This window comes from Accumulibacter sp., from assembly GCF_036625275.1.
Taxonomy (GTDB): domain Bacteria; phylum Pseudomonadota; class Gammaproteobacteria; order Burkholderiales; family Rhodocyclaceae; genus Accumulibacter.
The window spans coordinates 17,192-40,044 of sequence record NZ_JAZKUD010000018.1; the positions used below are offsets into that span (position 1 = coordinate 17,192).

Sequence of the window (22,853 nt, forward strand, 5' to 3'; positions counted from 1 at the left end):
AGAACATGATCATCGACGTCAAAGTTCCACAGCTTTCCGAGTCAGTTGCCGAAGCGACCCTGGTTACCTGGCACAAGAAGGCCGGCGAAGCCGTCACAAGGGATGAAAACCTGATCGACATCGAGACCGACAAGGTCGTCCTCGAACTGCCAGCACCGGATGGTGGCGTGCTGGTTGAAATTGTCAAGACTGACGGGGAGACTGTAGTTGCGGGTGAGGTGATTGCGCGCATCGATACTGCCGCCCAGGCCGGCACAGTTGCAGCAGCACCCGCGGCCAAGGTGACACCAGCCAGGGCTGATGCCGTGGTGGCAGCTCCGGTCACGGCTACTGGTGTCGCTTTGCCAGCGGCACGCAAGATCCTGGAGGAGAAGGGGATTGCCGCCAGCGGTGTTGCGGGTACGGGTCGTGGCGGCCGGGTGACCAAGGGTGATGCACTGGCTGCCCAGGCGCCGGTAGTCAAAGCGGCTACAGCTGCGGCTGCAGGCCCGGTCGCCGTGCCGATGGTCAGCCCGGTTTCGGGGCTGGCACCAGCACCAAGCGTGACGGTGCCGCTTGGCGACCGGCCGGAGCAGCGCGTACCGATGTCACGTCTGCGTGCCCGAGTTGCCGAGCGCCTGCTGCAATCGCAGGCGACCAATGCGATCCTGACCACCTTCAATGAGGTGAACATGGGCCCGATCATGGCGCTGCGCAAGCAATATGCTGATCGCTTCGAAAAGGCACACGGCGTTCGTCTGGGCTTCATGGGCTTCTTCGTCAAGGCCGCCGTTGCGGCGCTGCAAAAATTCCCGGTGATCAACGCCTCGGTCGATGGCAACGACATCGTATACCATGGCTACATCGACATCGGCATTGCCGTAGGCAGCCCGCGCGGCCTGGTGGTGCCGATCCTGCGCGACGCTGACCAGATGACCCTTGCCGACATCGAGAAGAAAATCGGCGAATTCGGCAGCAAGGCCAAGGACGGCAAGCTGTCGATGGAAGATCTGACCGGCGGCACCTTCTCGATTTCCAACGGCGGTGTCTTCGGTTCGATGTTGTCGACACCGATCATCAATCCGCCGCAGTCGGCGATCCTCGGCATTCATGCGACCAAGGACCGTCCAGTGGTCGAAAATGGCCAGGTAGTGATCCGTCCGATCAACTATCTGGCCATGTCATACGACCATCGGATTATCGACGGTCGCGAGGCGGTGCTCGGCCTGGTGACCATGAAGGAAGCACTGGAGGATCCAGCTCGCCTGCTGCTTGGCGTTTGACCATCCGCCACCGAGGCACGGGCCATCACGGATCATGAATCGGGAGTGTCGGAGAAAGTCATGACCGTTAGAAAGGGAATCAATCATGTCCAAACAATTTGACGTTCTCGTTATCGGTGGTGGCCCGGGCGGCTACATTGCCGCCATTCGGGCCGCACAGCTCGGTTTCAATGTCGCCTGCTGTGAATCGAATGCCTATGCCGACCCCAAGGGAGAACCGCGTCTTGGCGGAACCTGCCTGAATGTTGGTTGCATTCCTTCGAAGGCGCTGCTGCATACCTCGCACCTCTTTGAGGAGAGCGGGCACAGCTTTGCTGAGCAGGGGATCTGTGTCGGTACGCCGACCATCGATGTGGCCAGGATGATCGGTCGCAAGGAGGGTATCGTTAAACAGCTGACCAGCGGCATCAAGGGCCTGTTCAAGAAAAACAAGGTCACCCTGCTCAATGGGCACGGTGCTTTTGTTGGACGCAAGGGATCGGCAGAAAGCGAGGTCTGGGAGATCAGGGTAGGTGACACCCTGGTCGAGGCGAAGCAGATAATCGTTGCGACCGGTTCCAAGGCCCGTCATTTGCCTGGAGTGCCGGTCGATAACGAGATCGTTTGCGATAACATCGGTGCGCTCGACCTCAACGCTGTTCCGAAGAGGCTCGCGGTCATCGGTGCCGGCGTCATCGGACTTGAAATGGGCAGTGTCTGGCGTCGCCTGGGTTCCGAAGTGACCATCCTTGAAGCGCTACCGGAATTTCTTTCAGTCACCGATATCGACGTGGCCAAGGAAGCCGCCAAGGTTTTTGCCAAACAAGGTCTGAAGATCATTACCGGCATCGAAATCGGTGATGTCAAGATTTCCCAGAAAGGGGTCTCGATCGACTATATCGGCAGGGACGGCAGCGAGCAGAAACTTGATGCCGATCGGCTGATTGTCTCGATCGGACGCATTCCCAACACGGATGGCCTGGACGCCGACAAGGTGGGCCTGAAACTGACCGAGCGAGGCCAGATCGAAGTCGATGCCCAATGCCGTACCAATCTCCCCGGCGTGTGGGCAGTGGGTGATGTCGTCGCCGGTCCGATGCTGGCGCACAAGGCGATGGAGGAGGGTGTCATGGTCGCCGAGATCATGGCTGGTCAGTCCGGGCACTGCAACCACGAGACCGTCCCATGGGTGATTTACACCAGTCCGGAGATCGCTTGGGTCGGCAGGACCGAACAGCAGTTGAAGGCCGAAGGTGTCGCTTACAAAGCCGGCAAAATTCCTTTTGCCGCGAACGGTCGTGCGCTTGGTATGGGCGAGCCGGGCGGTTTCGTCAAGATCCTCGCCTGCGCCACGACCGATCGCATCCTCGGTGTCCATGTCATCGGTGCGAATGCTTCCGAGCTGATCTCGGAGGGGGTCGTGGCGATGGAGTTCGGCGCTGCCGCCGAAGATCTGGCGCGCATTTGCCATGCGCATCCGACACTGTCGGAGGTGGTTCACGAAGCTGCGCTGGCCTGCGACAAGCGGCCGCTGCACTTCTAGAACTGAACGAGAGAACGGTCAGCCCGAAGAACTGATCGTTAGGATCGTTAGTCTCCGCAGAAAGGATTGCTGCGTCTCTCTGTTCCGAAAGTCGACATCGGTCCGTGACCGGGAATGAAGGCGACGTCGTCGCCAAGCGGCCAGAGCCGGTTGCGGATCGAAGAAATCAGCGTGTCGAAATCGCCTTTTGGAAAATCGGTGCGGCCAATCGATCCTTGGAACAGCACATCGCCAACGATCGCCAAGCGGCCTGGTTGGTCAAAGAAAACCACGTGCCCAGGCGTGTGGCCAGGACAATGCAGGACATCCATTTCGACCCTGCCGAACGAGACCTTGTCGCCCTGGACGAGCCAGCGGTCAGGAGTAAAGGATCGCACGTTGGCAAAGCCGAACATCTTGCTCTGCACCGGCATGCCGTCAATCCAGAACTGGTCTTCGCGCTGCGGTCCCTCGATCGGCAAGGACAAGCGATCCGCCAAATCAGCGACGGCGCCGGCGTGGTCGATATGACCGTGCGTGACGAGAATCTTCTCCAGCTCGACGCCGTTGGCCGCAACGGCTCGCAGGATACGCGATACATCACCACCCGGATCGACGACGGCACCGCGCTTGGTTTGCTCGCACCAGAGCAGGCTGCAGTTCTGCTCGAAAGGGGTCACCGGGATGATTTGATATTTCATGTCCGACGGTCGTAGTGGAATGTCTGTCAAGACTGCGCAGTATACCAGACGACCCCTCGCCGCAGTGCTGCGTCCAGCCGCGCGCCGCTGCTCGCAGGGCGCGCTGGTGGCTCTGATGTCACTGATGATCGCTGGCGATGCCACGGCGCAGAGCAGCGATGCAGCCAGCGGCGCAGCAGTTCGCACCGAGGTGTCGCTCGACGGTGAAATCTACAGTGTGCGGGCCAGCGCGCAGTTGGTCGCTGATCAGCGCGTGGTTTGGGAAACACTCACCGACTATGAGCGCCTGCGCGAGTTCATTCCTGGAGTGACGCGCGCACGCGTTCTCGCGCGTGCAGGAAACCAGCTCAGTATCGAGCAGGTCGGCGTGTTCTCGGTATGGTTCATCGACTTGCCGGTACGGGTCCGCCTGGCGGTTCAGCACCTTCCCTACACGATGGTGCTGGCGCGCATGGAGGCGAGTCCACTGGACGCGGGTGAGCCGACGCTGCGCAGCTTCAGCGGCCGTTACACGCTGAGCGCGATCCGCTTGGCGCAGCGTGCCGGGGTGCGGCTGGACTATGACGCGCAGTTCGAACTGACGCGGCCGCTACCCGTGGTGATCGGCCCGCTGTTCGGCGTTGCCGCCGTGCGAAGCACGATGCGCGCACAGTTCGAGGCGATGCTGCGCGAGATCGAGAGGCGACAGGCGCTGCTGGTCGCTGCGGAGCATGCCGAATGATGAACAACGGTCTCGCCATCGCTCTGTGCTGCGGCCTGCTTATCGGCTGTGCAAGTTCTGACCCCTACGGATACGCGCCGGTCGCACAACGCCTGCAGCAGGACGATGCCTTAGGAGATTGCGCGCGGCTTTTCCAGGTCAGTGACCGACTGATCGACGAGGCTGGCACACGTGATGCGCAGGCGCCACGCGTGCCAGGTTTTCCCTACCGGCGGGCCGATCGTGTTCTCGCCCAAATGGCAGCGCAGAGTGACCTGACCGTGCCGCAGGCACAGGCCTGGAGTGCCACGCTGGCCGTGCTGGACGCCACCGCACGGCGCATCGAACTGGGCAATGCCGGTCATGACGCTGCTGCCTTGACCGACGCGCTGGCCGCTTGCCGGCAACTGCTGGCATGGGCCGATCAGCATGAGCTGCCGGCGTTGCTCGGAGCAGTTCAGGTGTCCGACGACTACTCGATCGCGATGCGTGCGCTGGGCCTTTATCCGCTGACACGCTATGCTTTCGCTGCCGGCATCCGGAGCTGGCAGCGCGACACGCTGGCGGAGTTTGCCGCACAGACCGCGACTGACCCGTTTGCCGCCATGCGTCGGCGCTACACCGTCAGTGAATCCCTGGCCGCTATGCCGACGCTGCTTGATTTACCCGAACTTGGCCTGCCAGTGCTCACTCGACAGACCCTGACCAGCCTGATCCTTCGTCACGCCCCGCAACTCGACATTGCCACGGTGAGCGACGCCGATCAGCCCGGCGCACTGGTCTGGCGGATCGATTCTGATGGCCGGCTGCGGATCGGCGTTGCCCTCAACCAGCCGGTGCTGTACGTGCGCACCAGCCATGCACACTTCGCTGGGCGCTGGTTGCTACAACTGATATACACTGCATGGTTTCCGGCGCGCCCACCGGTGCATGCCTACGACGTCCTGGCCGGGCGGCTCGATGGCCTGATGTGGCGCGTCACCCTGGCCGAGGACGGCACCCCTCTGGTCTATGACACGATTCATCCCTGTGGCTGCTATCATCTGTTCATACCGACCGAGCAGGTACAAGCGCGACCGCAAACCGAGAGCATCGATGAAAACCTGTTTGCCCCTCAAACGCTACGCTCACTGGCGACGCACGAGCGCGTCGTGCTGAAAATCGCGGCGGGCACGCACTATCTGCAGCGGGTCGAAATCGACGTCGCGCGACCGGATCACAGCGTCGCACTCGTGCTGCGCGACGACGACGAGCTGCGTGCGCTACCTCTGCCCGACGGCGGCAGCCGCAGCGCTTTCACCCCGGATGGACTGATCGACGGCAGCGAGCGGCGCGAACGCTTCTACTTCTGGCCGATGGGGGTGGTCAGCGCCGGGCAGATGCGGCAATGGGGGCGACATGCGACGGCTTTCGTCGGGCGCCGCCATTTCGACGATCCGACCCTGATCGATCGCTACTTCGAACGCCTGCCGTGAAGCATCAGCCAGCCGCCTGCCAGGCCCTGCCATGAGGCTTCGGGTTGCTACCTACAACATCCACAAGGGCGTTACCGGTATCCGCGGGCGACCGCGCATCCACGACGTACGCATGGCGCTCGACGCCATCGACGCCGACATCGTTTTCCTGCAGGAGGTGCAGGACCGCAACGAACGGCTGGCTCGTCAGCCTGGTTATCCATTATCGGGTACGCAGCTCGATTTTCTGGCCACGGGGGCTTACGCGCACCGCGCCTATGGCATGAACGCCATTTATCCGCATGGTCATCACGGCAATGCCATCCTCTCGCGCCATCGGATTGTCGACTTCACCAACCACGACATCTCCGACCATATCCTTGAAAAGCGCGGTCTGCTGCACGCTGTGGTGCGCTTCGGCCGCGGCAAGGGCCGTGAGGTGCACCTGATCTGCGTCCATTTCGGCCTGATCAAGCGCAGCCGCCTGCGGCAGGCCACTTTTCTGGCCGATTTCGTGCAGCGCGAAGTCCCCGTAAAGGCGCCGCTGATCATTGCCGGCGACTTCAACGACTGGCAACAGCGAGTCGATCGTCTGCTGCGCGACCGGCTGGGTGTCGATGAAGTGGGCGAGGCCGCCGCGTCGGAAAGCGGTGACCGTGGCGTCCTTGACTGGTTGCTGCCCTGGCGCACCGCCAGCGATACACAGGCTGGCGTGGCGCGCACCTTTCCAAGTTTTGCCCCGTGGCTGACGCTTGATCGCATCTACGTGCGCGGCTTCCAGATACTCGAAATGCAGGTTCCCAAGGGTCTGTCCTGGGCCCGCTGCTCGGATCACGCGCCGCTGATTGCGGAGCTCGAACTCTGACCGCAGGCGGTCACCGCAGTCTCAACGGGATTCCCGCCCATTCACGCCGCCAACCCCGCCGTCCGATGATTGTCGATAACCTGCAACAATTGCGCAAAGACCTTGGGCGTACCAGCGACCAGGTTGCCGGTTTGCAGGTAGCTTTCGTTGCCTGCCAGATCACTGATCAGGCCGCCGGCTTCGGAAATCAACAGCGCGCCACCGGCGATGTCCCAGGGCGACAGGCCGAATTCCCAGAAGCCGTCGAAACGACCGCAGGCCACGTAGGCCAGATCGAGAGAAGCGGCGCCGGGGCGGCGGAGGCCGGCAGTTTTTCGCGCCAGTTCCTTGAAGATCGCCAGGTAAGCGTCGATGTGGTCGTAGATACGGTAAGGGAAACCGGTGCCAATCAACGCGTCTTCGAGTCTGAGGCACTTGCTGACACGGATGCGGCGTTCGTTGAGGAAAGCGCCGGCGCCCTTGCTGGCGGTGAACATCTCGTTCCTGACCGTGTCATACACCACCGACTGGGTGATCTGACCGCGGTGAGCGAGCGCAATCGAGACCGCGTATTGCGGAAGACCGTGAATGAAATTGGTGGTGCCGTCAAGCGGATCGATGATCCACTGATACTCGCTGGCGCCGGTGCTGCCGGCGGTTTGACCGGACTCTTCTGCTAAAATGCCGTATTCCGGATACGCCTCGCGCAGCACGTCGATGATCGCCGCTTCGGCGGCCTTATCCACTTCCGTGACGAAATCGCTCTGACGCTTGGTGGTGACCTGAAGGTGCTCGAGATCCAGTGAGGCACGATTGATGATCTGGCTGGCGCGGCGAGCCGCCTTGATGAGGATGTTGAGAGCTGGATGCATGGATGACTTTTGAGAAACCCGGCGGGTGCGGCCTGATGGCTGTGGAGAGCCTGGATTCTAATATGAACCGGCCTGCCAGGTCTCAATCTTCGCACTCGCCGCTCGACCGGGTCCGCGTCGTCCTGTCGCATACCAGTCATCCCGGCAACATCGGCGCCGCTGCGCGCGCGATGAAGACGATGGGTCTGTCGCACCTGTTGCTGGTCAATCCGAAGCACTTTCCCGATGACCAGGCGCTGGCCCGCGCTGCCGGGGCCGAAGACCTGCTCGTGACGGCCGAGGTGTGTACGAGCATTGATGCAGCCCTGGCCGATTGCGTATTTGCCTGCGCAATCTCGGCGCGGCAGCGCAACCTCGGGCCACCGCCACTGCCGGCACGCTCGGCTGCGGCAGAGATTCTCGCCAGGGCCGACGAGGGCGAGGTGGCGCTATTGTTTGGCAACGAGACTGCCGGGCTGTCGAACGCCGAGGTACAGCGCTGTCAGCGTACGGTCTTCATCCCCGCCAACCCGGAGTACGCCTCACTCAATCTGGCTGCAGCGGTGCAACTGCTGTGTTACGAGTTGCGCCTGGCGGCTTTTGACGGCCATCCACCGGTACTCAGCAAAGCGGTGCCTTTTGCTTCGCCACCGGCGAACTACCAGGATGTGCAGCGGTTTTTCGAGCATCTTGAACGGGTCATGGTGAGCAGCGGTTTTCTCGACCCGCTGCGACCACGGCGGCTGCTTCCCAAGTTGCGTCGCCTGTTCGGACGTGCCGAGCTTGAACGCGACGAGATCAACATTCTCCGCGGACTGCTCGACGCGGTCGAAAGGCAGGTTGCCGGAAAGCGCGGGATGGCCAGCGGTACAAGCAACTCTGTAGATAATAGTGGATCAAAATAGTTGGTTATTGTATGATGAGATCCTTCCCACAAGGATTTTCGCTGAAGGATTTTCCTTTCATGTTCAGCCGCCTGCGAGAAGACATTCAATCGGTATTCGATCGTGACCCTGCTGCCCGGACCTTCTGGGAGGTGCTGACCTGTTACCCCGGTGTGCATGCGATGGTCTCACATCGTCTGGCGAACTGGTTGTGGATGCATCAACTGCACTGGTTGGGTCGCGCGGTTTCGCACCTCGGTCGTTTCTTCACCGGTATTGAAATCCACCCCGGAGCGACGATCGGGCGGCGTCTGTTCATTGATCACGGAATGGGCGTGGTGATCGGCGAGACTGCCATCATTGGCGATGATGTCACGCTTTACCACGGCGTCACCCTCGGCGGCACGTCATGGAACAAGGGCCGGCGGCATCCGACGCTGGAAAATGGTGTGGTCATCGGTGCTGGCGCCAAGGTACTTGGACCGATCACCATCGGTGCGTCAGCCAAGGTCGGTTCGAACGCGGTGGTGATCAAGAGCGTGCCGCCAGGAGCCACTGCGGTGGGCAATCCGGCGCGCATCATCGGCAGCGTGCAGGCCGAGAAGCGTGAGCAGATGGCCGGGCAGCTGGGTTTCTCGGCTTATGCCCTGGCTGGCGATCAGGATGACCCGCTGGCCAAGGCGATTCATGGACTTCTTGACCACGCGGTCGAGGTTGACCGGCGTTTTGAGCTGCTGCTCAGGAAACTCGACGAGGCCGGCGTCGAGGTCAAGGACGGGCTGGTCACGACTGACCATTTCGACCCTCAATACCTGAGTAAAATAGTTGACTAATTTCCAAGTTGTCACTATAGTCTGATCACCTGATCAACTACTAATATCCGTGGAGGAGCCATGCGACTAACTACCAAAGGACGTTTCGCAGTGACTGCGATGATCGATCTGGCACTGCGCTGTAGCGAGGGTCCAGTGTCTCTGGCTGGAATCAGCGATCGCCAGAAAATTTCCCTTTCCTATCTGGAGCAGTTGTTCGGCAAGCTGCGCCGCTATGGTCTCGTCGAAAGCGTGCGCGGCCCTGGTGGCGGCTACTGTCTGGCGCGACCAACCAATGAGATGACGGTCACCGACATCATCCGTGCCGTCGATGAACCGCTCGATGCGACGCAATGTGGTGGCCGTGAGAACTGCCGCGACGATGAGCGCTGCATGACGCACGAGCTGTGGTCGACGCTCAACGACAAGATGTACGAGTTTCTCAGTTCGGTGACGCTGGCCGAACTCGTCAATCAACAACTCCAGAAAACCGGCGGCAAGGTTGCCGTTGTCCATGATGCGCGCCGGAGCAGGCCGCGGGCACGCGCCAAGGCCGTTGCCCTGGAAAGCTGAGCGTCAACCGCCATGTTCGCGCCCGTGTATCTCGACCACAATGCCAGTACCCCGACCGATCCGGCGGTGCTCGAGGCGATGCTGCCCTATCTTTCTGGGCAGTTCGGCAATGCCTCGAGCCGGCACGAGTATGGACGTGCGGCACGGCGGGCGATCGACGAGGCGCGCAGCCAGGTCGCTGCGGCAGTCGGTGCACATGCCAGCGAAGTGGTTTTTACCAGTGGCGGTTCGGAAGCCAACAATCTGTTGATCAAGGGCGCCGCAGCTTGTCTGAAGCCTGGTCTGCTGGCCGTCAGTGCGATTGAGCACCCCTGTGTGATCAAGCCTGCCGAGCAATTGTGCAAACGCGGCTGGACACTCGAAAAGCTGGCGGTCGACGCCAATGGCCGGGTCGATGCTGCTCACTTCGCGGTGGTAATGGCCCGCAAACCGAAGATCGTTTCGGTGATGCTGGCCAACAACGAAACCGGCGTGTTGCAGGATCTCGAATCGCTCGCCGAGCAAGCGCGCATGGCCGGCGCCTGGTTCCACACCGATGCGGTGCAGGCGGTCAGCAAGCTGGCCGTCGATTTTCGTCGTCTCAATGCCGCTGGAGTGCATGCGCTGACCTTGTCGGCACACAAGATCGGCGGTCCCAAGGGGGCGGCGGCGCTGGTGCTCGACAAGCGCGTCGAACTGGAGCCGCTGATTGCCGGCGGTGGCCACGAACGCGGACTACGTTCGGGGACCGAGAATGTGGCGGCAATCGTCGGTTTCGGCGTCGCCTGTACCCTGGCTGCAGAGCGCCAGGCCACGCTCGCGAAGCATCTGCTCGAGATGCGCAGGCGGCTTGAAGCTGGCCTCATCGGCTTCGGCGCGACACTCTTTGGCCAGGCTGCCGAGCGCCTGCCGAACACCGTTTATTTCTCGTTTCCTGAACTCGATGGCGAAACGCTGGTCGGACACCTGGACCGTGCCGGCTACGCAGTCGCCAGCGGCGCCGCCTGTTCGAGTGCCCATCCCGAGCCCTCGCATGTGCTGCGGGCGATGGGGGTTGATCCCGGGCTGGCCCGCGGTGCGGTGCGCGTCAGTCTCGGTGGCGGCAATAGCAGAGAACAGGTCGCCGGCTTTCTGAAAACCCTGCAGGCGACCGTCGCCGGCTTGCGACGGCTGACCGCGATGACCGCCTGAACTGGCCAGAAGACGAACTGAAGATCGGTCACCACATCAAAAACCCGGAGCAAGAGCCATGCTGAAACTGCCTATTTATCTCGATTATTCAGCCACGACGCCGGTCGATCCACGCGTGGCGGAAAAGATGATTCCTTATCTGGTCGAGAAGTTCGGCAATGCCGCTTCGCGCTCGCACTCTTTCGGTTGGGAAGCCGAGGCTGCGGTCGAAGAAGCACGTGCAGAGGTCGCCAGATTGGTCAATGCCGACCCCAAGGAAATCGTCTGGACTTCGGGTGCGACCGAGTCGAACAACCTGGCGCTCAAGGGCGCGGCGCATTTCTACTCGGGCAAGGGCAGGCATCTGGTGACGGTCAAGACCGAGCACAAGGCCGTTCTCGATACCTGCCGTGAACTCGAGCGGCAGGGCTTTGAAGTCAGTTACCTCGATGTCGGGAACGACGGTCTGCTCGATCCCGATGTGTTCAAGGCGGCACTACGCCCGGATACGATCCTCGCCTCGGTGATGTTCGTCAACAACGAGATTGGCGTCATCCAGCCGATCAGCGAGATCGGCGAGATCTGCCGCAGCAGAGGAATCCTCTTCCATGTCGATGCGGCGCAGGCGACCGGCAAGGTGACGATCGATCTCGCGGCGCTCAAGGTCGACCTGATGAGCTTCTCGGCACATAAAACCTACGGCCCGAAAGGGATCGGCGCCTTGTACGTGCAGCGTAAACCGCGCATTCGCCTGAACGCGCAGATGCATGGCGGTGGTCACGAACGCGGCTTCCGTTCCGGCACGCTGGCGACGCATCAGATCGTTGGCATGGGTGAAGCTTTCCGCCTGGCACGCCTGGAGATGGGCGCCGAGAACGAGCGCATCCGCATGTTGCGCGATCGCCTGTTCAAAGGTCTGTCGGACATCGAGCATGTCTATGTCAATGGCGACATGGAGCGCCGGGTGCCGCATAACCTGAACATCAGCTTCGCCTACGTCGAAGGCGAATCGTTGCTGATGGCGATCAAGGATCTCGCGGTGTCGTCCGGATCGGCGTGTACTTCAGCCTCGCTCGAACCGTCCTACGTCCTGCGCGCGCTCGGTCGCGATGACGAACTTGCGCACAGTTCGATCCGGTTCACGCTTGGCCGTTTTACCAGCGCGGAAGAGATCGACTACGCAATCAGGCTCCTGCACGAGAAGATCGGCAGATTGCGCGAACTTTCACCTCTGTGGGAAATGGTGCAGGACGGAGTCGACCTGAGTACGGTCCAGTGGGCGGCTCATTGATCAATGAATGTATGGAATGGATTGAAGGAGAAACAGCATGTCGTACAGTGTCAAGGTTCTGGATCACTACGAAAATCCGCGTAACGTCGGATCGTTCGGCAAGGAAGAAGAGGGCGTGGCTACCGGCATGGTCGGTGCGCCTGCCTGCGGTGACGTGATGAAGCTGCAGATCAAGGTCGGCAAGGGTGGCGTCATCGAAGATGCCAAGTTCAAGACTTACGGCTGCGGATCAGCGATTGCTTCGTCTTCGCTGGTGACCGAGTGGGTCAAGGGCAAGACCATCGATCAGGCGCTGGACATCAAGAATACCCAGATCGCCGACGAACTGGCGCTGCCACCGGTCAAGATCCACTGCTCGATTCTCGCCGAGGATGCGATCAAGGCGGCGGTGGCTGATTACAAGAAAAAGCACGGCGAGCAAGTTCCGGCTTAACAGACCAGTACAGCAGGAGGTTTTTACATGGCAGTGACGCTTTCTGAACGGGCCGCCCGCCACGTCGCGAATTTCATGGTCAAGCGTGGCAAGGGTATCGGGTTGCGTCTCGGCGTACGCACCAGCGGCTGCTCCGGGATGGCCTACAAGCTCGAATTCGCGGATAACGCCCGACCAGACGACATTCAATTCGAATCGCATGGCGTTAAGGTTCTGATCGATCCGAAAAGCCTTCCCTATCTTGACGGGACCGAACTTGACTACGCGCGTGAGGGCCTCAACGAGGGGTTCCGATTCAATAACCCGAACGTCAAGGATGCTTGCGGTTGCGGTGAAAGCTTCAACGTGTAACGTGTAGTTTGCCGACAAAATGGGAGAGGGGGCCACAGGCGTGTCGGTGAATGTCAAAGTCGCGCACACGACCCCGCGTTGAGCGAAGCTGTGCTGCCGGGAAAAAATGGAATTCAACGCCGATCATTTCACCTTATTCGAGTTGCCGGTTGCTTTCCGACTGAACGTAGCGCTGCTCGACGATCGCTACCGTGAAATCCAGTCCAGGGTGCATCCCGACCGCTTTGCGAGTGCCGGCGAGGCTGAACGGCGGCTCTCGCTGCAGTGGGCGACGCGGATCAATGAAGCCTACCAGACGCTCAAGAAACCCCTGCCACGGGCGAAATACCTGCTGCATCTGGCGGCACACGACATCGGCAGCGATAACAATACCCTGATGTCGGCGGATTTCCTGATCGAGCAGATGGAATGGCGCGAGGCAGCTGCCGAAGCGCGCACCGCTGGCGAACACCGCGAACTCGAGTGTTTGCACCATCGTTTGCAGCGTGACATGCGCGAGCGCTACGAAGAAATTGCCGTCCTGCTCGACGATCAGCATGACCTGGATCAGGCTGCCGACCGTGTGCGGCGACTGATGTTTCTGGAGAAGCTACTCGCCGAGATCGACGACGCGATGGCGGCCTGCGAAGAATAGCAGCCAACCCACTGCGCCGAACCACCCGCCACAAGGACCAGGAACTTCTTCATGGCATTGTTACAGATTGCAGAACCGGGCGAGTCCACTGCGCCACACCAGCACCGGCTGGCGATCGGCATTGACCTTGGTACGACCAACTCACTGGTCGCAACGGTACGCAGTGGCCTGGCGGCCGTCCTCGGCGACGAACTCGGGCGTCCCCTGCTGCCCTCAGTGGTGCGCTACTTGCCCGACGGACACAGCGAGGTCGGTTACGAAGCACAGGCGAAACAGTCCCTTGATCCGCGCAACACCATCGTCTCGGTCAAACGCTTCATGGGCCGCGGTTTGCAGGACATTGCCAACCGCGAAGGCATGCCCTACCTGTTCGATGATGCCCCTGGAATGTTGCGGTTGCACACCGCTGCCGGACTGAAGAGCCCGGTCGAAGTCTCGGCTGAAATCCTGCGCACGCTGCGCCTGCGCGCCGAAGCTTCGCTGGGGGGCGTACTGCTCGGTGCGGTGATCACCGTTCCCGCCTACTTCGACGATGCGCAGCGGCAGGCCACCAAGGATGCCGCCAGGTTGGCAGAACTCCCGGTGCTGCGCCTGCTCAACGAGCCGACCGCAGCAGCGATTGCCTATGGCCTCGACAACGCTGCCGAAGGCATCTATGCCGTCTATGACCTGGGCGGTGGCACTTTTGATATCTCGATCCTCAGACTGTCGCGCGGCATCTTCGAGGTGCTGGCGACCGGTGGCGATTCGGCGCTGGGTGGCGACGATTTCGACCATCGCATCTTCTGCTGGATCCTCGAAGCCGCCGGGCTCAGGCCCCTGTCGGTCGAGGATGCCCGGATGCTCCTGACGCGCGCTCGCGAAGCCAAGGAATATCTGACCTTTCACGGCGTTGCCCAGATCAATGCGCGCCTGAACAGTGGCGAGCAGGTCGATCTGACGCTGACCACCGAAATCTTTGCCGAGATTACCCAGACTCTGGTGGCCAAGACCATGCAACCCGTCAAGAAGGCGTTGCGCGATGCCGGTCTGTCGGTTGCCGAGGTCAAGGGGGTGGTGATGGTCGGCGGTGCCACGCGCATGCCGCAGGTACAGCGCGCCGTTGGAGATTTCTTCCGCCGGAACCCGCTGAACAATCTCGATCCTGACAAGGTCGTCGCCATCGGCGCGGCCAAACAGGCCAATCTGTTGGCCGGTAATGGCCTGGCTAGCGACGACTGGCTGCTGCTCGACGTGATCCCGCTATCGCTGGGTCTCGAAACCATGGGCGGTCTGGTCGAGAAGATCATTCCCCGCAATTCGACGATTCCGACGGCGCGCGCGCAGGAGTTCACGACCTTCCGCGATGGCCAGACGGCGCTTGCACTGCATGTCGTACAGGGCGAGCGCGAGCTGGTCAGCGATTGCCGTTCGCTGGCGCGCTTCGAGTTGCGCGGCATTCCACCGATGGTCGCCGGCGCTGCCCGCATCCGCGTCACTTTTCAGGTCGACGCCGATGGCCTACTGGCAGTGACCGCCCGTGAAAAGGCTTCTGGCGTTGCCGCGAGCATCGTCGTCAAGCCCTCGTACGGACTGTCCGACGACGAAATTGCCGGTATGCTCAAGGACTCGCTGGCGCATGTCAGAGACGACGCCCTGCAACGTGCGCTCAAGGAAACGCAGGTCGATGCCGAACGGTTGATCGAGGCCGTCAGCTCGGCATTGGCCCGCGACGGGGATCTGCTGAGTGCCGACGAACGGGCTCGCATCGACCTCGACATCGGCAAGCTGCAAGCGGCCGCAGGCAGTGACCAGCGCCGCCAGATCATGCTGGCGATCGACGACCTCGAAGCCGACACCCAGGATTTCGCTGCGCGACGGATGGACAAATCGATCCGGCAGGCTTTCACCGGCCGCAACATCAGTGATCTGGACAGCGAGGCCGACGTGGCAAGAACGGGAGAGACCGTATGACCCAGCTCATCGTTCTGCCGCACATCGAACTCTGTCCCGACGGCGCCGTAATCGACGCCAGACCGGGCGAGTCGCTCTGCCAGAACCTGCTCGAAAACGGCATTGCCATCGAGCACGCCTGCGAGATGTCCTGTGCCTGCACCACCTGCCATGTCATCGTGCGTGAAGGCTTTGCCGACCTCGAACCTTCCGATGAGGTCGAGGACGACCTGCTCGACAAGGCTTGGGGTCTTGAACCGAATTCACGTCTGTCGTGTCAGGTGATCGTCAATGCAGCGTCGCTGGTGATCGAGATCCCGCGTTACTCGATCAACATGGCCAAGGAGGGACATCGATGAAATGGACCGACATCAATGAAATCGCTGTCGAACTCGTGGAAGCGCATCCCGAGGTCGACCCGCTGAAGATCAACTTCGTTGACCTGATGAACTGGGTGCTTGCCCTGCCCGGTTTTGACGAAGACTCCAGACACTGTGGCGAGAAAATCCTCGAGGCGATCCAGCAAGCCTGGATCGATGAATTGACATGAAACCCGACGACATGGGCGGCAGTCAGCGCAACGTTCTTGGCGGACCACTCGGGGCATGCAGCGAGAAGCCGATGACCGGATTTTTCCGGGACGGCTGCTGCAACACCAGCGACGAGGATTTCGGCAGCCACACCGTTTGCGTGCTGCTGACTGCCGAATTCCTCGAATTCTCGAAGGCGCGTGGCAACGACCTGTCGACACCGCGCCCCGAGTTCGGCTTTCCCGGCCTGCACCCCGGCGACCGCTGGTGCCTCTGTGCCGCCCGCTGGCGCGAAGCTCTGCATGCCGGCAGGGCGCCGCGCGTCGTGCTCAACGCCACCAACGAAGCGGCACTGCTGATCGTCGGCCTCGATGATCTCAAACGCCACGCAATCGACCTGAACTGAACCTGCACTGCATCGCGGGTCGGCTGCGGTGGCGCGAAGCGGTGCTCCACGAGTCCCCTGCTTTCGCCACCGTGAGGGGCAAGGGAGATTCGTGAGTCGCTGACGCGACTTTCACATTAAAGAAAAACCTCTCGTCTGCCGTTGTAACGTTTACCTCCATCTACTCAGGCAGCCACCATGAAAATTGCCCATTCCGAGATGCAAATGCTCTCGTCGCATGTCGCAGCGCAAAGAACCGAAGTCCGCGAATCGATGCGCATGTGGATCGGTGCTCAGCGGCCGGACTTCGAGGGTCGCGGCGATGCGCGTGCTGTTGCCGATCAGGTCACTCTTTCCGATGCTGGCAAGGCGGCAGCGCAGGCGGATGCACTGGAAGGCAGTACCGACGAGACCGAGAGTGATCCACGCATGCTGTTGATGCGCGCCCTCGTTCGCATGCTGACCGGCGAAGACGTCCGCGTCTTCGATGCCGCCGAGTTGCATGCACCGGCTGCGCCGCCGGCTTTGGATCTGCCGGCCGAAGCGGCGCCGGTTGCCAGCGCTGCCCAGGGTGAACACGCCGCTGCAGCGCAAAGGCCAGCCGGTTACGGCGTCGAATACGACTACCACGCGTCGCACAGCGAATTCGAACAAACCTCGTTCGCCGCCAGCGGGGTGATCAAGACCGCCGACGGCCAGGAGATTCGCTTCGATCTGCAACTTCAAATGTCACGCAGCTACCACGAAGAGAGCGATGTCAGCCTGCGCCTCGGCGACGCGACGCGCCAGAAGAAGGATCCACTGGTGATCAATTTTGCGGGCAATGCCGCCCAACTCAGCGACCAGCGCTTCAAGTTCGATCTCGACGCCAACGGGACCGCCGAGAGCATCAATCGTCTCGCTTCCGGTAGCGGTTTCCTGACCCTCGATCGCAATCACGACGGGCAGATCAACAACGGCAGTGAGCTTTTCGGGACCAGGAGCGGCGATGGCTTTGCCGACCTGGCGCTACTCGACGGCGATGGTAACGGCTGGATCGACGAAAACGACGCGGCCTATGCCCAGCTCGGGGTGTGGACGCCCGATGCCGGTGGTGGCGGCAAGGTGCTAAGCCTCAAGGAAGCCAATGTCGGCGCACTCAGCCTGGCCCACGTCGCGACGGCTTTCGATCTACGCAACGGCAGCAACGAAACCCTTGGGCAGATCCGCAGCAGCGGCGTCTTCCTGCAGGAAAGTGGCGGGATCGGCAGCCTACAGCAGGTCGACCTCAGCGTCTGAGCAGGGACATTCTGCGTGGCGTTGTCGCCGACGAAGTGCGCCGGTAGTCTGTCAATCTTTGCACGGCGATGGACTGGTAGGCGGAGAAAAAATTCCGGGAGGACTGGCCGAGCAGGGCCGGGGGGCTGACCCGCGAGCGTATAATCATCGGTCGAAGCTGCTTGCCAGCGAGAGCGTTTTTATCCTTTGGGAGGAGGCCAGATGGCTTTGTACGAATCCGATCACACCCAGTTCATGCGCGAAATGATGGCCCAGCATCCCGAATGGGCCGAGGATCAGCGCCGCGGCCGGGCGATCTGGTGGGACAGGAAGGTTGACCTGAATGAACAGAAATCACGTCGGGAGGCCAATGAACCGCATCGATCCTATCCTTACGACGTGAATTTCGACCTGCAGTAGCGAAGAAGCGGCCGGATGCCCGTCGTCTGGCCGCTCCTGATTGTTGGCGGGGCCGAAGGCTTTGGCTTCGCCGAGTTGGATGCGTTGCCTTGTCCCTGGCCCCTGAAACTTTTCCTAGTTGTTCAAGGGTTTGATCACGCGTTTGACGGCCGGGTCGTCAGGGTGCGGGTGGATCGTGAAGCCGAGCCTGGTCATCAGGTTGAACATTTTAGTGTTCATCGACAGTACGTCGCCGACGATGGTGCGGTAGCCCTTGACGCGTGCACAGTCGATCAGCGCACTCATCAACTTGCGGCCAACGCCGTGTTTTTGCCAGTCGTCGGCGACGGCCAGCGCAAACTCGACTGATTCGCCGTCCGGATTGGTGACATAGCGGGCGACACCGATCTGCAACTCCTTGCCATCAGCGTCGGGGAGGGTTGCCACCAGAGCCATTTCCCGGTCGTAGTCGATCTGGGTGAAGCGTACCAGCATGGTCTGCGTCAGTTCCCGGATGGTATCCATGAAACGGTAGTACTTGCTTTCATCGGACAGGCCGATGACGAACTGCTGCTCGCGTTCGGCGTCTTCCGGGCGGATCGGGCGAATCGTCACCGTCCGGCCATCCGGAAGTTCCCAGTCCTGGATCAGATGCACCGGGTAGGGGTGGATTGCCATGTGCGCATAGCGGTCGCCCGAAGGCGCCGCATAATCGATGACGATGCGCGCATCGGCAGCGATCCCACCGTTCTCATCGACAATCAGCGGGTTGAGATCGAGTTCCTGCAGCCAGGGGAGTTCGCAGATCATTTGCGAAACATGCAGCAGCATGTCTTCGAGGGCTTCAAGGTTCACCGGCGGCATGTTGCGGAATGTACCGAGCAGTTTGGAGGCGCGTGTCGAGGCGATCAGGTCTCGTGCCAGAAAGCGGTTGAGTGGCGGTAGCGCAACCGCCCGGTCACTGAACACCTCGACTTCGGTACCGCCGGCGCCGAAAGTGATGATCGGACCAAAGATCCGATCGCGCGAGACCCCGATCATCAGTTCGCGGCCGTGCGGCCGCGCCAGGTACGGTTCGATCGAAACGCCATTGACGCGCATCGTCGGATGCCGCTTCTTGACTGTTTCGAGAATGTCGTGATAGGCGTTGCGCGCCGCCGGCGCATTGGTGATGTTGAGCCGCACGCCGCCCACTTCGCTCTTGTGGAGGATGTCCGGCGAATCGATCTTCATGGCGATTGGAAAACCGATCTGTTCAGCCAGCAGCAGCGATTCGGTTGGCGTATGCGCGACCATGGTCTGTGCGACCGGGATGCGGAAAGCGCGCAGGATGGCTTTCGACTCCATCTCCGAGAGGACCTTGCGCCGTTCGTGCAACACCGCTTCGATCAACATCTTGGCCCCTTCGGTTTCCGGCCGCGAATGCTTCGACAAGGGGGCTGGGGTCTGCAGCAGAAGCTTCTGGTTCCAGTAATAGGTCGAGATATGGTAATACAGTTCGACTGCGGTTTCCGGCATGCGGAACGAAGGGATGCCGGCGTCCTCGAGCATGGTACGTGCCTGATATACCTGCTCCTCGCCCATCCAGCAGGTGAGGATCGGTTTGGCGGTCAGCAGGTCAACTTCGATCACCGCCTTGGCAACCTCCATCGGCTGCGTCATGGCCTGGGGCGAGAGCATGACCAGCACACCATCGACGTTGTCATCCTCGGCGACAGCCAGAATGGCGTCGTGATAACGCTTCGGTGTGGCATCCCCTTCGATATCGATGGGGTTGCGCTGCGACCAGGTCGGCGGCATCTTGGAATTGAGTGTCTGAATGGTGCTGGAAGACAGTTCGGCCAGCGGAATCTCGAGATCACCGGCACGGTCTGCGGCCATCGCCCCCGGTCCGCCGCCGTTGGTGATGATCGCCAGGCGCTTGCCTTGCGGGCGGAATTTCGAGGCCAGAGCCTTGGCGGCATAGAACAACTGGCCGATGTTCTTGACCCGCACGACACCAGCGCGGCGCACGGCCGCCTCGAAAACGATGTCGGAGCCGCCGGGCATGCCCGAGTGCGTTTCGACCGCCGCCAGACCACCGGCGTGGCGCCCGGCCTTGAGCAGCACGATCGGTTTGATGCGCGCTGCCGAACGCAGCGCACTCATGAAGCGGCGCGCATCACGAATACCTTCGACGTAGAGCAGGATGTAATGGGTGAGGTTGTCGTAGATCAGGTAATCGAGGATCTCGCCGAAATCGACATCGGCGGTGCCGCCCAGTGAAATGACGCTGGAAAAACCGACGCGGTTGCTAGTCGCCCAGTCGAGAACCGCCGAGCAGATCGCACCCGATTGCGAGACCAGCGCGAGATTGCCGACGTTGGCATAGATACGCGCAAAAGTCGCGTTGAGTCCGAGATTCGGGCGAATGATCCCCAGGCAATTCGGACCCAGCAGGCGGACACCATAACTGCGGGCAATCTCCATCATCTTGCGTTCGAGCGCTGCGCCGGAATGTCCCGCCTCGGCAAAGCCGGAGGTGATCACGATGGCGTTCTTGACACCACTGTGCCCACACTGTTCGATGATTTTCGGGACCGTTTGCGGTCTGGTGACGACCACTGCCAGTTCGACACGGGCGCTGATCTCTTCGATCGATTTGTAGGCCGGGACGCCCTGGATCGTTTCGTGAGCGGTGTTGATCGGGTACAAACGTCCCTTGTAGCCCGAATCGAGAATATTCTTGAACAGGACATTGCCGACCGAATTCTCCCGGTCGGAAGCACCGATGACGGCAACGGACTTAGGTTCAAAGAGGGTAGTGAGGTAGTGATGTTCTAGCATGAGGATTTTCGTCTCCTGTTCGAGAGACGCCATACAGGTTGATGTTGCGGCGCAACAATTTTACCATAGATGGTCTGGCAAGTCTCTAGTGACAAGACCACAATCACCTCATTCTGCCTTCATGATTACCTGGATTACCTGGAAAAGGCATGACCGTCAGGCGACAGGTGCTGCCGACTCGCGGTCGGCGAGTACGCTGTCGATGCGCAGGTCGGAATGCAGGACACGGTACATGGGGCATTTGTTGGCAATCGCCAGCAGTTTGCTGCGCTGATCACGAGTCAGATCGCCGGTCAGCGTGATGGTGCGCGAAATTCGATCGATCTTGCCATGTCCTTCGACTTCGATCCGGTCGTGCATCAGTTCGACGCTGACACCGGTGAGTGGCAAGTGCTTGTGTTCGGCGTACATGCGCAGGGTGATCGAGGTACAGGCGCCAAGACTGGCGAGCAGCAAATCAAAGGGCGATGGGCCAGTGTCGCCGCCGCCCATGGTGACCGGCTCATCGGCAAGCAAGGTATGCCGGCCGGCGCGCACCGTCTGCTGGTAGGGTCCCAGACCGCTCTCACTGACAACGACCGGGTCATGGTGTGGGTGACTGTCTTTATCTTTGGCCATCTGCTTACCTCTGGATCATTTGGAACATGATAAGGGAAGGAAGCTTGGCCATGACAGTTTCTTTTCTACCGTAGAGGCACTACGGCGCGGGTCGTGTCGATATGGATCAGGGCGTCGAAGCGCTTTGCCGGCGACGACTGCCAGTAGTGCTTCTCGAGTTCCGCATCGGGCAGGTAGGTGACGCCGATGTCCCGGTCGAGCCGCTGGTGGTCGAGCGAGTCGATAAGATCAGGATTGTCACGAAAAATGAGCACGAATGCCGGTGAACCGGCGTCGTGCAGCAAACGGCTCCAACTTCCTTCGATCGGTGCTTTCAGGCGCTTGACCCGGTCTGGCGTTCCCCAGCCGGTCGCGGCACGAACATTGCCGCCGGAAGTGGTGAGGCCTACCAGGTAAACCGCCTCACCGGCCATCTGTTCCCGCATCAGTTGGCCGATCGACAGTTCGCCCGCCAGTGCCTGATCAGTTGCACGGGCGTCCCCCTGATGGGTGTTGTGTGCCCAGACGACAACCTTGCCGTGTCGTTCGAGCAGTATCCGCAGCGATTCGGCGAGAAAGCGCTCGCGCAGATTCCAGGACTCGCGAGCGCCGAGTGCATACAGTGTCCGGTAGTAGGCTTCCGCCCCGGCGATCGCGCGCGCGCTCATCAGCGCGGCAAACGCGGCCGGTGCCGGATCTGGTCCGGCCAGTTGGCGCATTTTCGTGAGGCGGGATTGCACCTGTCTTGCGCAGGAAGGCATGGCGCCGTTGGCCACATCGCGGCCATAGAGGTGTGGATCGAGCGGCGGCCGGGCGTATGGGGCAAAGCACCGGTAGTCGCGTCTGGCCCGCCTGGCGGCTGGCGGGTCGTATGCCTCAAGGTAACGTACGACCTGGACGATCGCTTCCGGGACCCCATACAGATCCATTCCGTAGACCGCGATGGCCGGACGGGCAGGCGGCGCCGACTCGTTCGCTTCCTTGAGATGTTCGAGAAAGCCGGCGAACTGTTCATTCCGCCACACCCAGCGCGGGAAGTGCTGAAACACGCGCAAGGCGGCCGTGGCATCCGATGCGCGCAGCCTCCCCTGGACGAAATCGTCGAGCTGTGTCGCCGGCGCCCAGCCCGCTTCAAGGACCAACGCCCGGAAGCCTTTCTCATGGATCAGTCGTTGCGTGATGCGGGCACGTTCGTCGTAGAACTCGGCGCTGCCGTGTGTCGATTCGCCCAACAGGACGATGCTTGCATCGCCGATCGAAGCGAGCAGTCGATCATAGTCGCCGGCGCGGTAGGTGATGGCCTGCGCGTTGTCGCGCATCCGGGCGACCACTGTCGATGCGGGCGGCTGCGCACTCTCGGCTGCCAGGAGTCCCTGGCAGCCGAGCAGCAACAGAACCCGGATGGCCAGCCACCGCAAGCGGTGCATCCGCACCGGACGGAAAAACCTCCTCGGGCTAACTGATTTCATGGATTTTTCGATTTGCGA

At 61.2% G+C, this 22,853-nt stretch carries 24 protein-coding genes; 19 read left to right on the top strand and 5 right to left on the bottom strand.

What is annotated here, in order from left to right; genetic code table 11:
* Window positions 1-5: 5 nt before the first annotated feature.
* The gene (gene odhB / locus V5B39_RS08710) at window positions 6-1,262 is read left to right on the top strand and encodes a 2-oxoglutarate dehydrogenase complex dihydrolipoyllysine-residue succinyltransferase (protein ID WP_332342507.1); all 1,257 of its coding nucleotides are present in this window, start codon (window positions 6-8) and stop codon (window positions 1,260-1,262) included.
* An 85-nt stretch (window positions 1,263-1,347) separates the two neighbouring features.
* Window positions 1,348-2,784 (top strand): dihydrolipoyl dehydrogenase, encoded by a 1,437-nt coding sequence (gene lpdA / locus V5B39_RS08715; RefSeq protein WP_332342508.1) that lies wholly within the window; start codon window positions 1,348-1,350, stop codon window positions 2,782-2,784.
* Between the two features lie 47 nt (window positions 2,785-2,831).
* Here lpdA and V5B39_RS08720 read toward each other — a convergent pair whose 3' ends face one another.
* A complete protein-coding gene (locus V5B39_RS08720) occupies window positions 2,832-3,464 on the bottom strand; it encodes an MBL fold metallo-hydrolase (protein WP_332342509.1) in 633 nt (210 codons plus the stop codon).
* Window positions 3,465-3,483: 19 nt separating this feature from the next.
* Here V5B39_RS08720 and V5B39_RS08725 point away from each other — a divergent pair, with 19 nt between their 5' ends.
* The 3 genes from V5B39_RS08725 to V5B39_RS08735 are packed head-to-tail and all read left to right on the top strand — an operon-like array spanning window position 3,484 to window position 6,483.
* On the top strand, window positions 3,484-4,185 hold the full coding sequence (locus tag V5B39_RS08725; protein WP_332342510.1) for an SRPBCC family protein: 702 nt from the start codon (window positions 3,484-3,486) through the stop codon (window positions 4,183-4,185).
* The gene (locus V5B39_RS08730; protein WP_332342511.1) at window positions 4,182-5,639 is read left to right on the top strand and encodes a hypothetical protein; all 1,458 of its coding nucleotides are present in this window, start codon (window positions 4,182-4,184) and stop codon (window positions 5,637-5,639) included. Before V5B39_RS08725 ends, V5B39_RS08730 begins: the two co-directional genes overlap by 4 nt.
* A 31-nt stretch (window positions 5,640-5,670) precedes the next feature.
* Entirely contained in the window at window positions 5,671-6,483 is an 813-nt protein-coding gene (locus V5B39_RS08735) for an endonuclease/exonuclease/phosphatase family protein (protein WP_332342512.1), read from the top strand.
* Window positions 6,484-6,524: 41 nt separating this feature from the next.
* Here the strand turns inward: V5B39_RS08735 and V5B39_RS08740 are convergent, their stop codons facing one another.
* A complete protein-coding gene (locus V5B39_RS08740) occupies window positions 6,525-7,334 on the bottom strand; it encodes an inositol monophosphatase family protein (protein ID WP_332342513.1) in 810 nt (269 codons plus the stop codon).
* 62 nt (window positions 7,335-7,396) lie between these two features.
* Here V5B39_RS08740 and V5B39_RS08745 point away from each other — a divergent pair, with 62 nt between their 5' ends.
* From V5B39_RS08745 to V5B39_RS08810, 14 genes are all read left to right on the top strand, one after another.
* The gene (locus V5B39_RS08745; RefSeq protein WP_332342514.1) at window positions 7,397-8,218 is read left to right on the top strand and encodes an RNA methyltransferase; all 822 of its coding nucleotides are present in this window, start codon (window positions 7,397-7,399) and stop codon (window positions 8,216-8,218) included.
* Window positions 8,219-8,277: 59 nt separating this feature from the next.
* Window positions 8,278-9,030: a serine O-acetyltransferase gene (gene cysE / locus V5B39_RS08750; protein WP_332342515.1), complete on the top strand. Its 753-nt coding sequence runs from the start codon at window positions 8,278-8,280 to the stop codon at window positions 9,028-9,030.
* A gap of 60 nt (window positions 9,031-9,090) precedes the next feature.
* Window positions 9,091-9,582, top strand: a complete 492-nt coding sequence (gene iscR / locus V5B39_RS08755; protein WP_332342516.1) for a Fe-S cluster assembly transcriptional regulator IscR — start codon at window positions 9,091-9,093, stop codon at window positions 9,580-9,582.
* 12 nt (window positions 9,583-9,594) lie between these two features.
* Window positions 9,595-10,752, top strand: coding sequence for a cysteine desulfurase family protein (locus V5B39_RS08760; RefSeq protein ID WP_332342517.1), 1,158 nt, complete (start codon window positions 9,595-9,597; stop codon window positions 10,750-10,752).
* Window positions 10,753-10,810: 58 nt separating this feature from the next.
* Window positions 10,811-12,022 carry an IscS subfamily cysteine desulfurase gene (locus tag V5B39_RS08765; protein ID WP_332342518.1) on the top strand — a complete coding sequence of 404 codons (1,212 nt, stop codon included), beginning with the start codon at window positions 10,811-10,813 and terminating at the stop codon, window positions 12,020-12,022.
* Between the two features lie 37 nt (window positions 12,023-12,059).
* Window positions 12,060-12,455: a Fe-S cluster assembly scaffold IscU gene (gene iscU, locus V5B39_RS08770; protein WP_332342519.1), complete on the top strand. Its 396-nt coding sequence runs from the start codon at window positions 12,060-12,062 to the stop codon at window positions 12,453-12,455.
* A gap of 27 nt (window positions 12,456-12,482) precedes the next feature.
* Window positions 12,483-12,806: an iron-sulfur cluster assembly protein IscA gene (gene iscA / locus V5B39_RS08775; RefSeq protein WP_332342520.1), complete on the top strand. Its 324-nt coding sequence runs from the start codon at window positions 12,483-12,485 to the stop codon at window positions 12,804-12,806.
* Between the two features lie 106 nt (window positions 12,807-12,912).
* Entirely contained in the window at window positions 12,913-13,440 is a 528-nt protein-coding gene (gene hscB, locus V5B39_RS08780) for a Fe-S protein assembly co-chaperone HscB (protein WP_332342521.1), read from the top strand.
* A gap of 51 nt (window positions 13,441-13,491) precedes the next feature.
* Complete coding sequence (gene hscA, locus V5B39_RS08785; RefSeq protein WP_332342522.1) at window positions 13,492-15,393, top strand: Fe-S protein assembly chaperone HscA; 1,902 nt, start codon at window positions 13,492-13,494, stop codon at window positions 15,391-15,393.
* Window positions 15,390-15,731: an ISC system 2Fe-2S type ferredoxin gene (fdx, locus tag V5B39_RS08790; RefSeq protein WP_332342523.1), complete on the top strand. Its 342-nt coding sequence runs from the start codon at window positions 15,390-15,392 to the stop codon at window positions 15,729-15,731. Before hscA ends, fdx begins: the two co-directional genes overlap by 4 nt.
* Window positions 15,728-15,922: a Fe-S cluster assembly protein IscX gene (gene iscX, locus V5B39_RS08795; protein ID WP_332342524.1), complete on the top strand. Its 195-nt coding sequence runs from the start codon at window positions 15,728-15,730 to the stop codon at window positions 15,920-15,922. The genes fdx and iscX overlap by 4 nt, the downstream gene beginning before the upstream one ends.
* Window positions 15,919-16,308, top strand: coding sequence for a DUF2237 family protein (locus V5B39_RS08800; RefSeq protein ID WP_332342525.1), 390 nt, complete (start codon window positions 15,919-15,921; stop codon window positions 16,306-16,308). Before iscX ends, V5B39_RS08800 begins: the two co-directional genes overlap by 4 nt.
* Window positions 16,309-16,485: 177 nt before the next feature.
* Complete coding sequence (locus tag V5B39_RS08805) at window positions 16,486-17,565, top strand: VCBS repeat-containing protein (protein ID WP_332342526.1); 1,080 nt, start codon at window positions 16,486-16,488, stop codon at window positions 17,563-17,565.
* Between the two features lie 201 nt (window positions 17,566-17,766).
* Window positions 17,767-17,964, top strand: coding sequence for a DUF3460 family protein (locus V5B39_RS08810; RefSeq protein WP_332342527.1), 198 nt, complete (start codon window positions 17,767-17,769; stop codon window positions 17,962-17,964).
* Window positions 17,965-18,078: 114 nt separating this feature from the next.
* On the opposite strand, the gene V5B39_RS08815 is transcribed toward V5B39_RS08810, so the two are convergent.
* The 3 genes from V5B39_RS08815 to V5B39_RS08825 all read right to left on the bottom strand — a co-directional run bounded on the left by V5B39_RS08815 (window position 18,079) and on the right by V5B39_RS08825 (window position 22,835).
* On the bottom strand, window positions 18,079-20,769 hold the full coding sequence (locus tag V5B39_RS08815) for a bifunctional acetate--CoA ligase family protein/GNAT family N-acetyltransferase (RefSeq protein WP_332342528.1): 2,691 nt from the start codon (window positions 20,767-20,769) through the stop codon (window positions 18,079-18,081).
* Window positions 20,770-20,925: 156 nt separating this feature from the next.
* Complete coding sequence (locus V5B39_RS08820) at window positions 20,926-21,387, bottom strand: OsmC family protein (protein WP_332342529.1); 462 nt, start codon at window positions 21,385-21,387, stop codon at window positions 20,926-20,928.
* A 65-nt stretch (window positions 21,388-21,452) separates the two neighbouring features.
* Window positions 21,453-22,835 carry an erythromycin esterase family protein gene (locus tag V5B39_RS08825; RefSeq protein WP_332342530.1) on the bottom strand — a complete coding sequence of 461 codons (1,383 nt, stop codon included), beginning with the start codon at window positions 22,833-22,835 and terminating at the stop codon, window positions 21,453-21,455.
* Window positions 22,836-22,853 lie beyond the last annotated feature (18 nt).

What these genes read in the sequence shown, in the direction of transcription:
- odhB (WP_332342507.1), top strand. Translation starts at nt 6, where the DNA reads ATGATCATCGACGTCAAAGTTCCACAGCTTTCCGAGTCAGTTGCCGAA.
- lpdA (WP_332342508.1), top strand. Translation starts at nt 1,348, where the DNA reads ATGTCCAAACAATTTGACGTTCTCGTTATCGGTGGTGGCCCGGGCGGC.
- V5B39_RS08720 (WP_332342509.1), bottom strand. Translation starts at nt 3,464, where the DNA reads ATGAAATATCAAATCATCCCGGTGACCCCTTTCGAGCAGAACTGCAGC.
- V5B39_RS08725 (WP_332342510.1), top strand. Translation starts at nt 3,484, where the DNA reads ATGTCTGTCAAGACTGCGCAGTATACCAGACGACCCCTCGCCGCAGTG.
- V5B39_RS08730 (WP_332342511.1), top strand. Translation starts at nt 4,182, where the DNA reads ATGATGAACAACGGTCTCGCCATCGCTCTGTGCTGCGGCCTGCTTATC.
- V5B39_RS08735 (WP_332342512.1), top strand. Translation starts at nt 5,671, where the DNA reads ATGAGGCTTCGGGTTGCTACCTACAACATCCACAAGGGCGTTACCGGT.
- V5B39_RS08740 (WP_332342513.1), bottom strand. Translation starts at nt 7,334, where the DNA reads ATGCATCCAGCTCTCAACATCCTCATCAAGGCGGCTCGCCGCGCCAGC.
- V5B39_RS08745 (WP_332342514.1), top strand. Translation starts at nt 7,397, where the DNA reads ATGAACCGGCCTGCCAGGTCTCAATCTTCGCACTCGCCGCTCGACCGG.
- cysE (WP_332342515.1), top strand. Translation starts at nt 8,278, where the DNA reads ATGTTCAGCCGCCTGCGAGAAGACATTCAATCGGTATTCGATCGTGAC.
- iscR (WP_332342516.1), top strand. Translation starts at nt 9,091, where the DNA reads ATGCGACTAACTACCAAAGGACGTTTCGCAGTGACTGCGATGATCGAT.
- V5B39_RS08760 (WP_332342517.1), top strand. Translation starts at nt 9,595, where the DNA reads ATGTTCGCGCCCGTGTATCTCGACCACAATGCCAGTACCCCGACCGAT.
- V5B39_RS08765 (WP_332342518.1), top strand. Translation starts at nt 10,811, where the DNA reads ATGCTGAAACTGCCTATTTATCTCGATTATTCAGCCACGACGCCGGTC.
- iscU (WP_332342519.1), top strand. Translation starts at nt 12,060, where the DNA reads ATGTCGTACAGTGTCAAGGTTCTGGATCACTACGAAAATCCGCGTAAC.
- iscA (WP_332342520.1), top strand. Translation starts at nt 12,483, where the DNA reads ATGGCAGTGACGCTTTCTGAACGGGCCGCCCGCCACGTCGCGAATTTC.
- hscB (WP_332342521.1), top strand. Translation starts at nt 12,913, where the DNA reads ATGGAATTCAACGCCGATCATTTCACCTTATTCGAGTTGCCGGTTGCT.
- hscA (WP_332342522.1), top strand. Translation starts at nt 13,492, where the DNA reads ATGGCATTGTTACAGATTGCAGAACCGGGCGAGTCCACTGCGCCACAC.
- fdx (WP_332342523.1), top strand. Translation starts at nt 15,390, where the DNA reads ATGACCCAGCTCATCGTTCTGCCGCACATCGAACTCTGTCCCGACGGC.
- iscX (WP_332342524.1), top strand. Translation starts at nt 15,728, where the DNA reads ATGAAATGGACCGACATCAATGAAATCGCTGTCGAACTCGTGGAAGCG.
- V5B39_RS08800 (WP_332342525.1), top strand. Translation starts at nt 15,919, where the DNA reads ATGAAACCCGACGACATGGGCGGCAGTCAGCGCAACGTTCTTGGCGGA.
- V5B39_RS08805 (WP_332342526.1), top strand. Translation starts at nt 16,486, where the DNA reads ATGAAAATTGCCCATTCCGAGATGCAAATGCTCTCGTCGCATGTCGCA.
- V5B39_RS08810 (WP_332342527.1), top strand. Translation starts at nt 17,767, where the DNA reads ATGGCTTTGTACGAATCCGATCACACCCAGTTCATGCGCGAAATGATG.
- V5B39_RS08815 (WP_332342528.1), bottom strand. Translation starts at nt 20,769, where the DNA reads ATGCTAGAACATCACTACCTCACTACCCTCTTTGAACCTAAGTCCGTT.
- V5B39_RS08820 (WP_332342529.1), bottom strand. Translation starts at nt 21,387, where the DNA reads ATGGCCAAAGATAAAGACAGTCACCCACACCATGACCCGGTCGTTGTC.
- V5B39_RS08825 (WP_332342530.1), bottom strand. Translation starts at nt 22,835, where the DNA reads ATGAAATCAGTTAGCCCGAGGAGGTTTTTCCGTCCGGTGCGGATGCAC.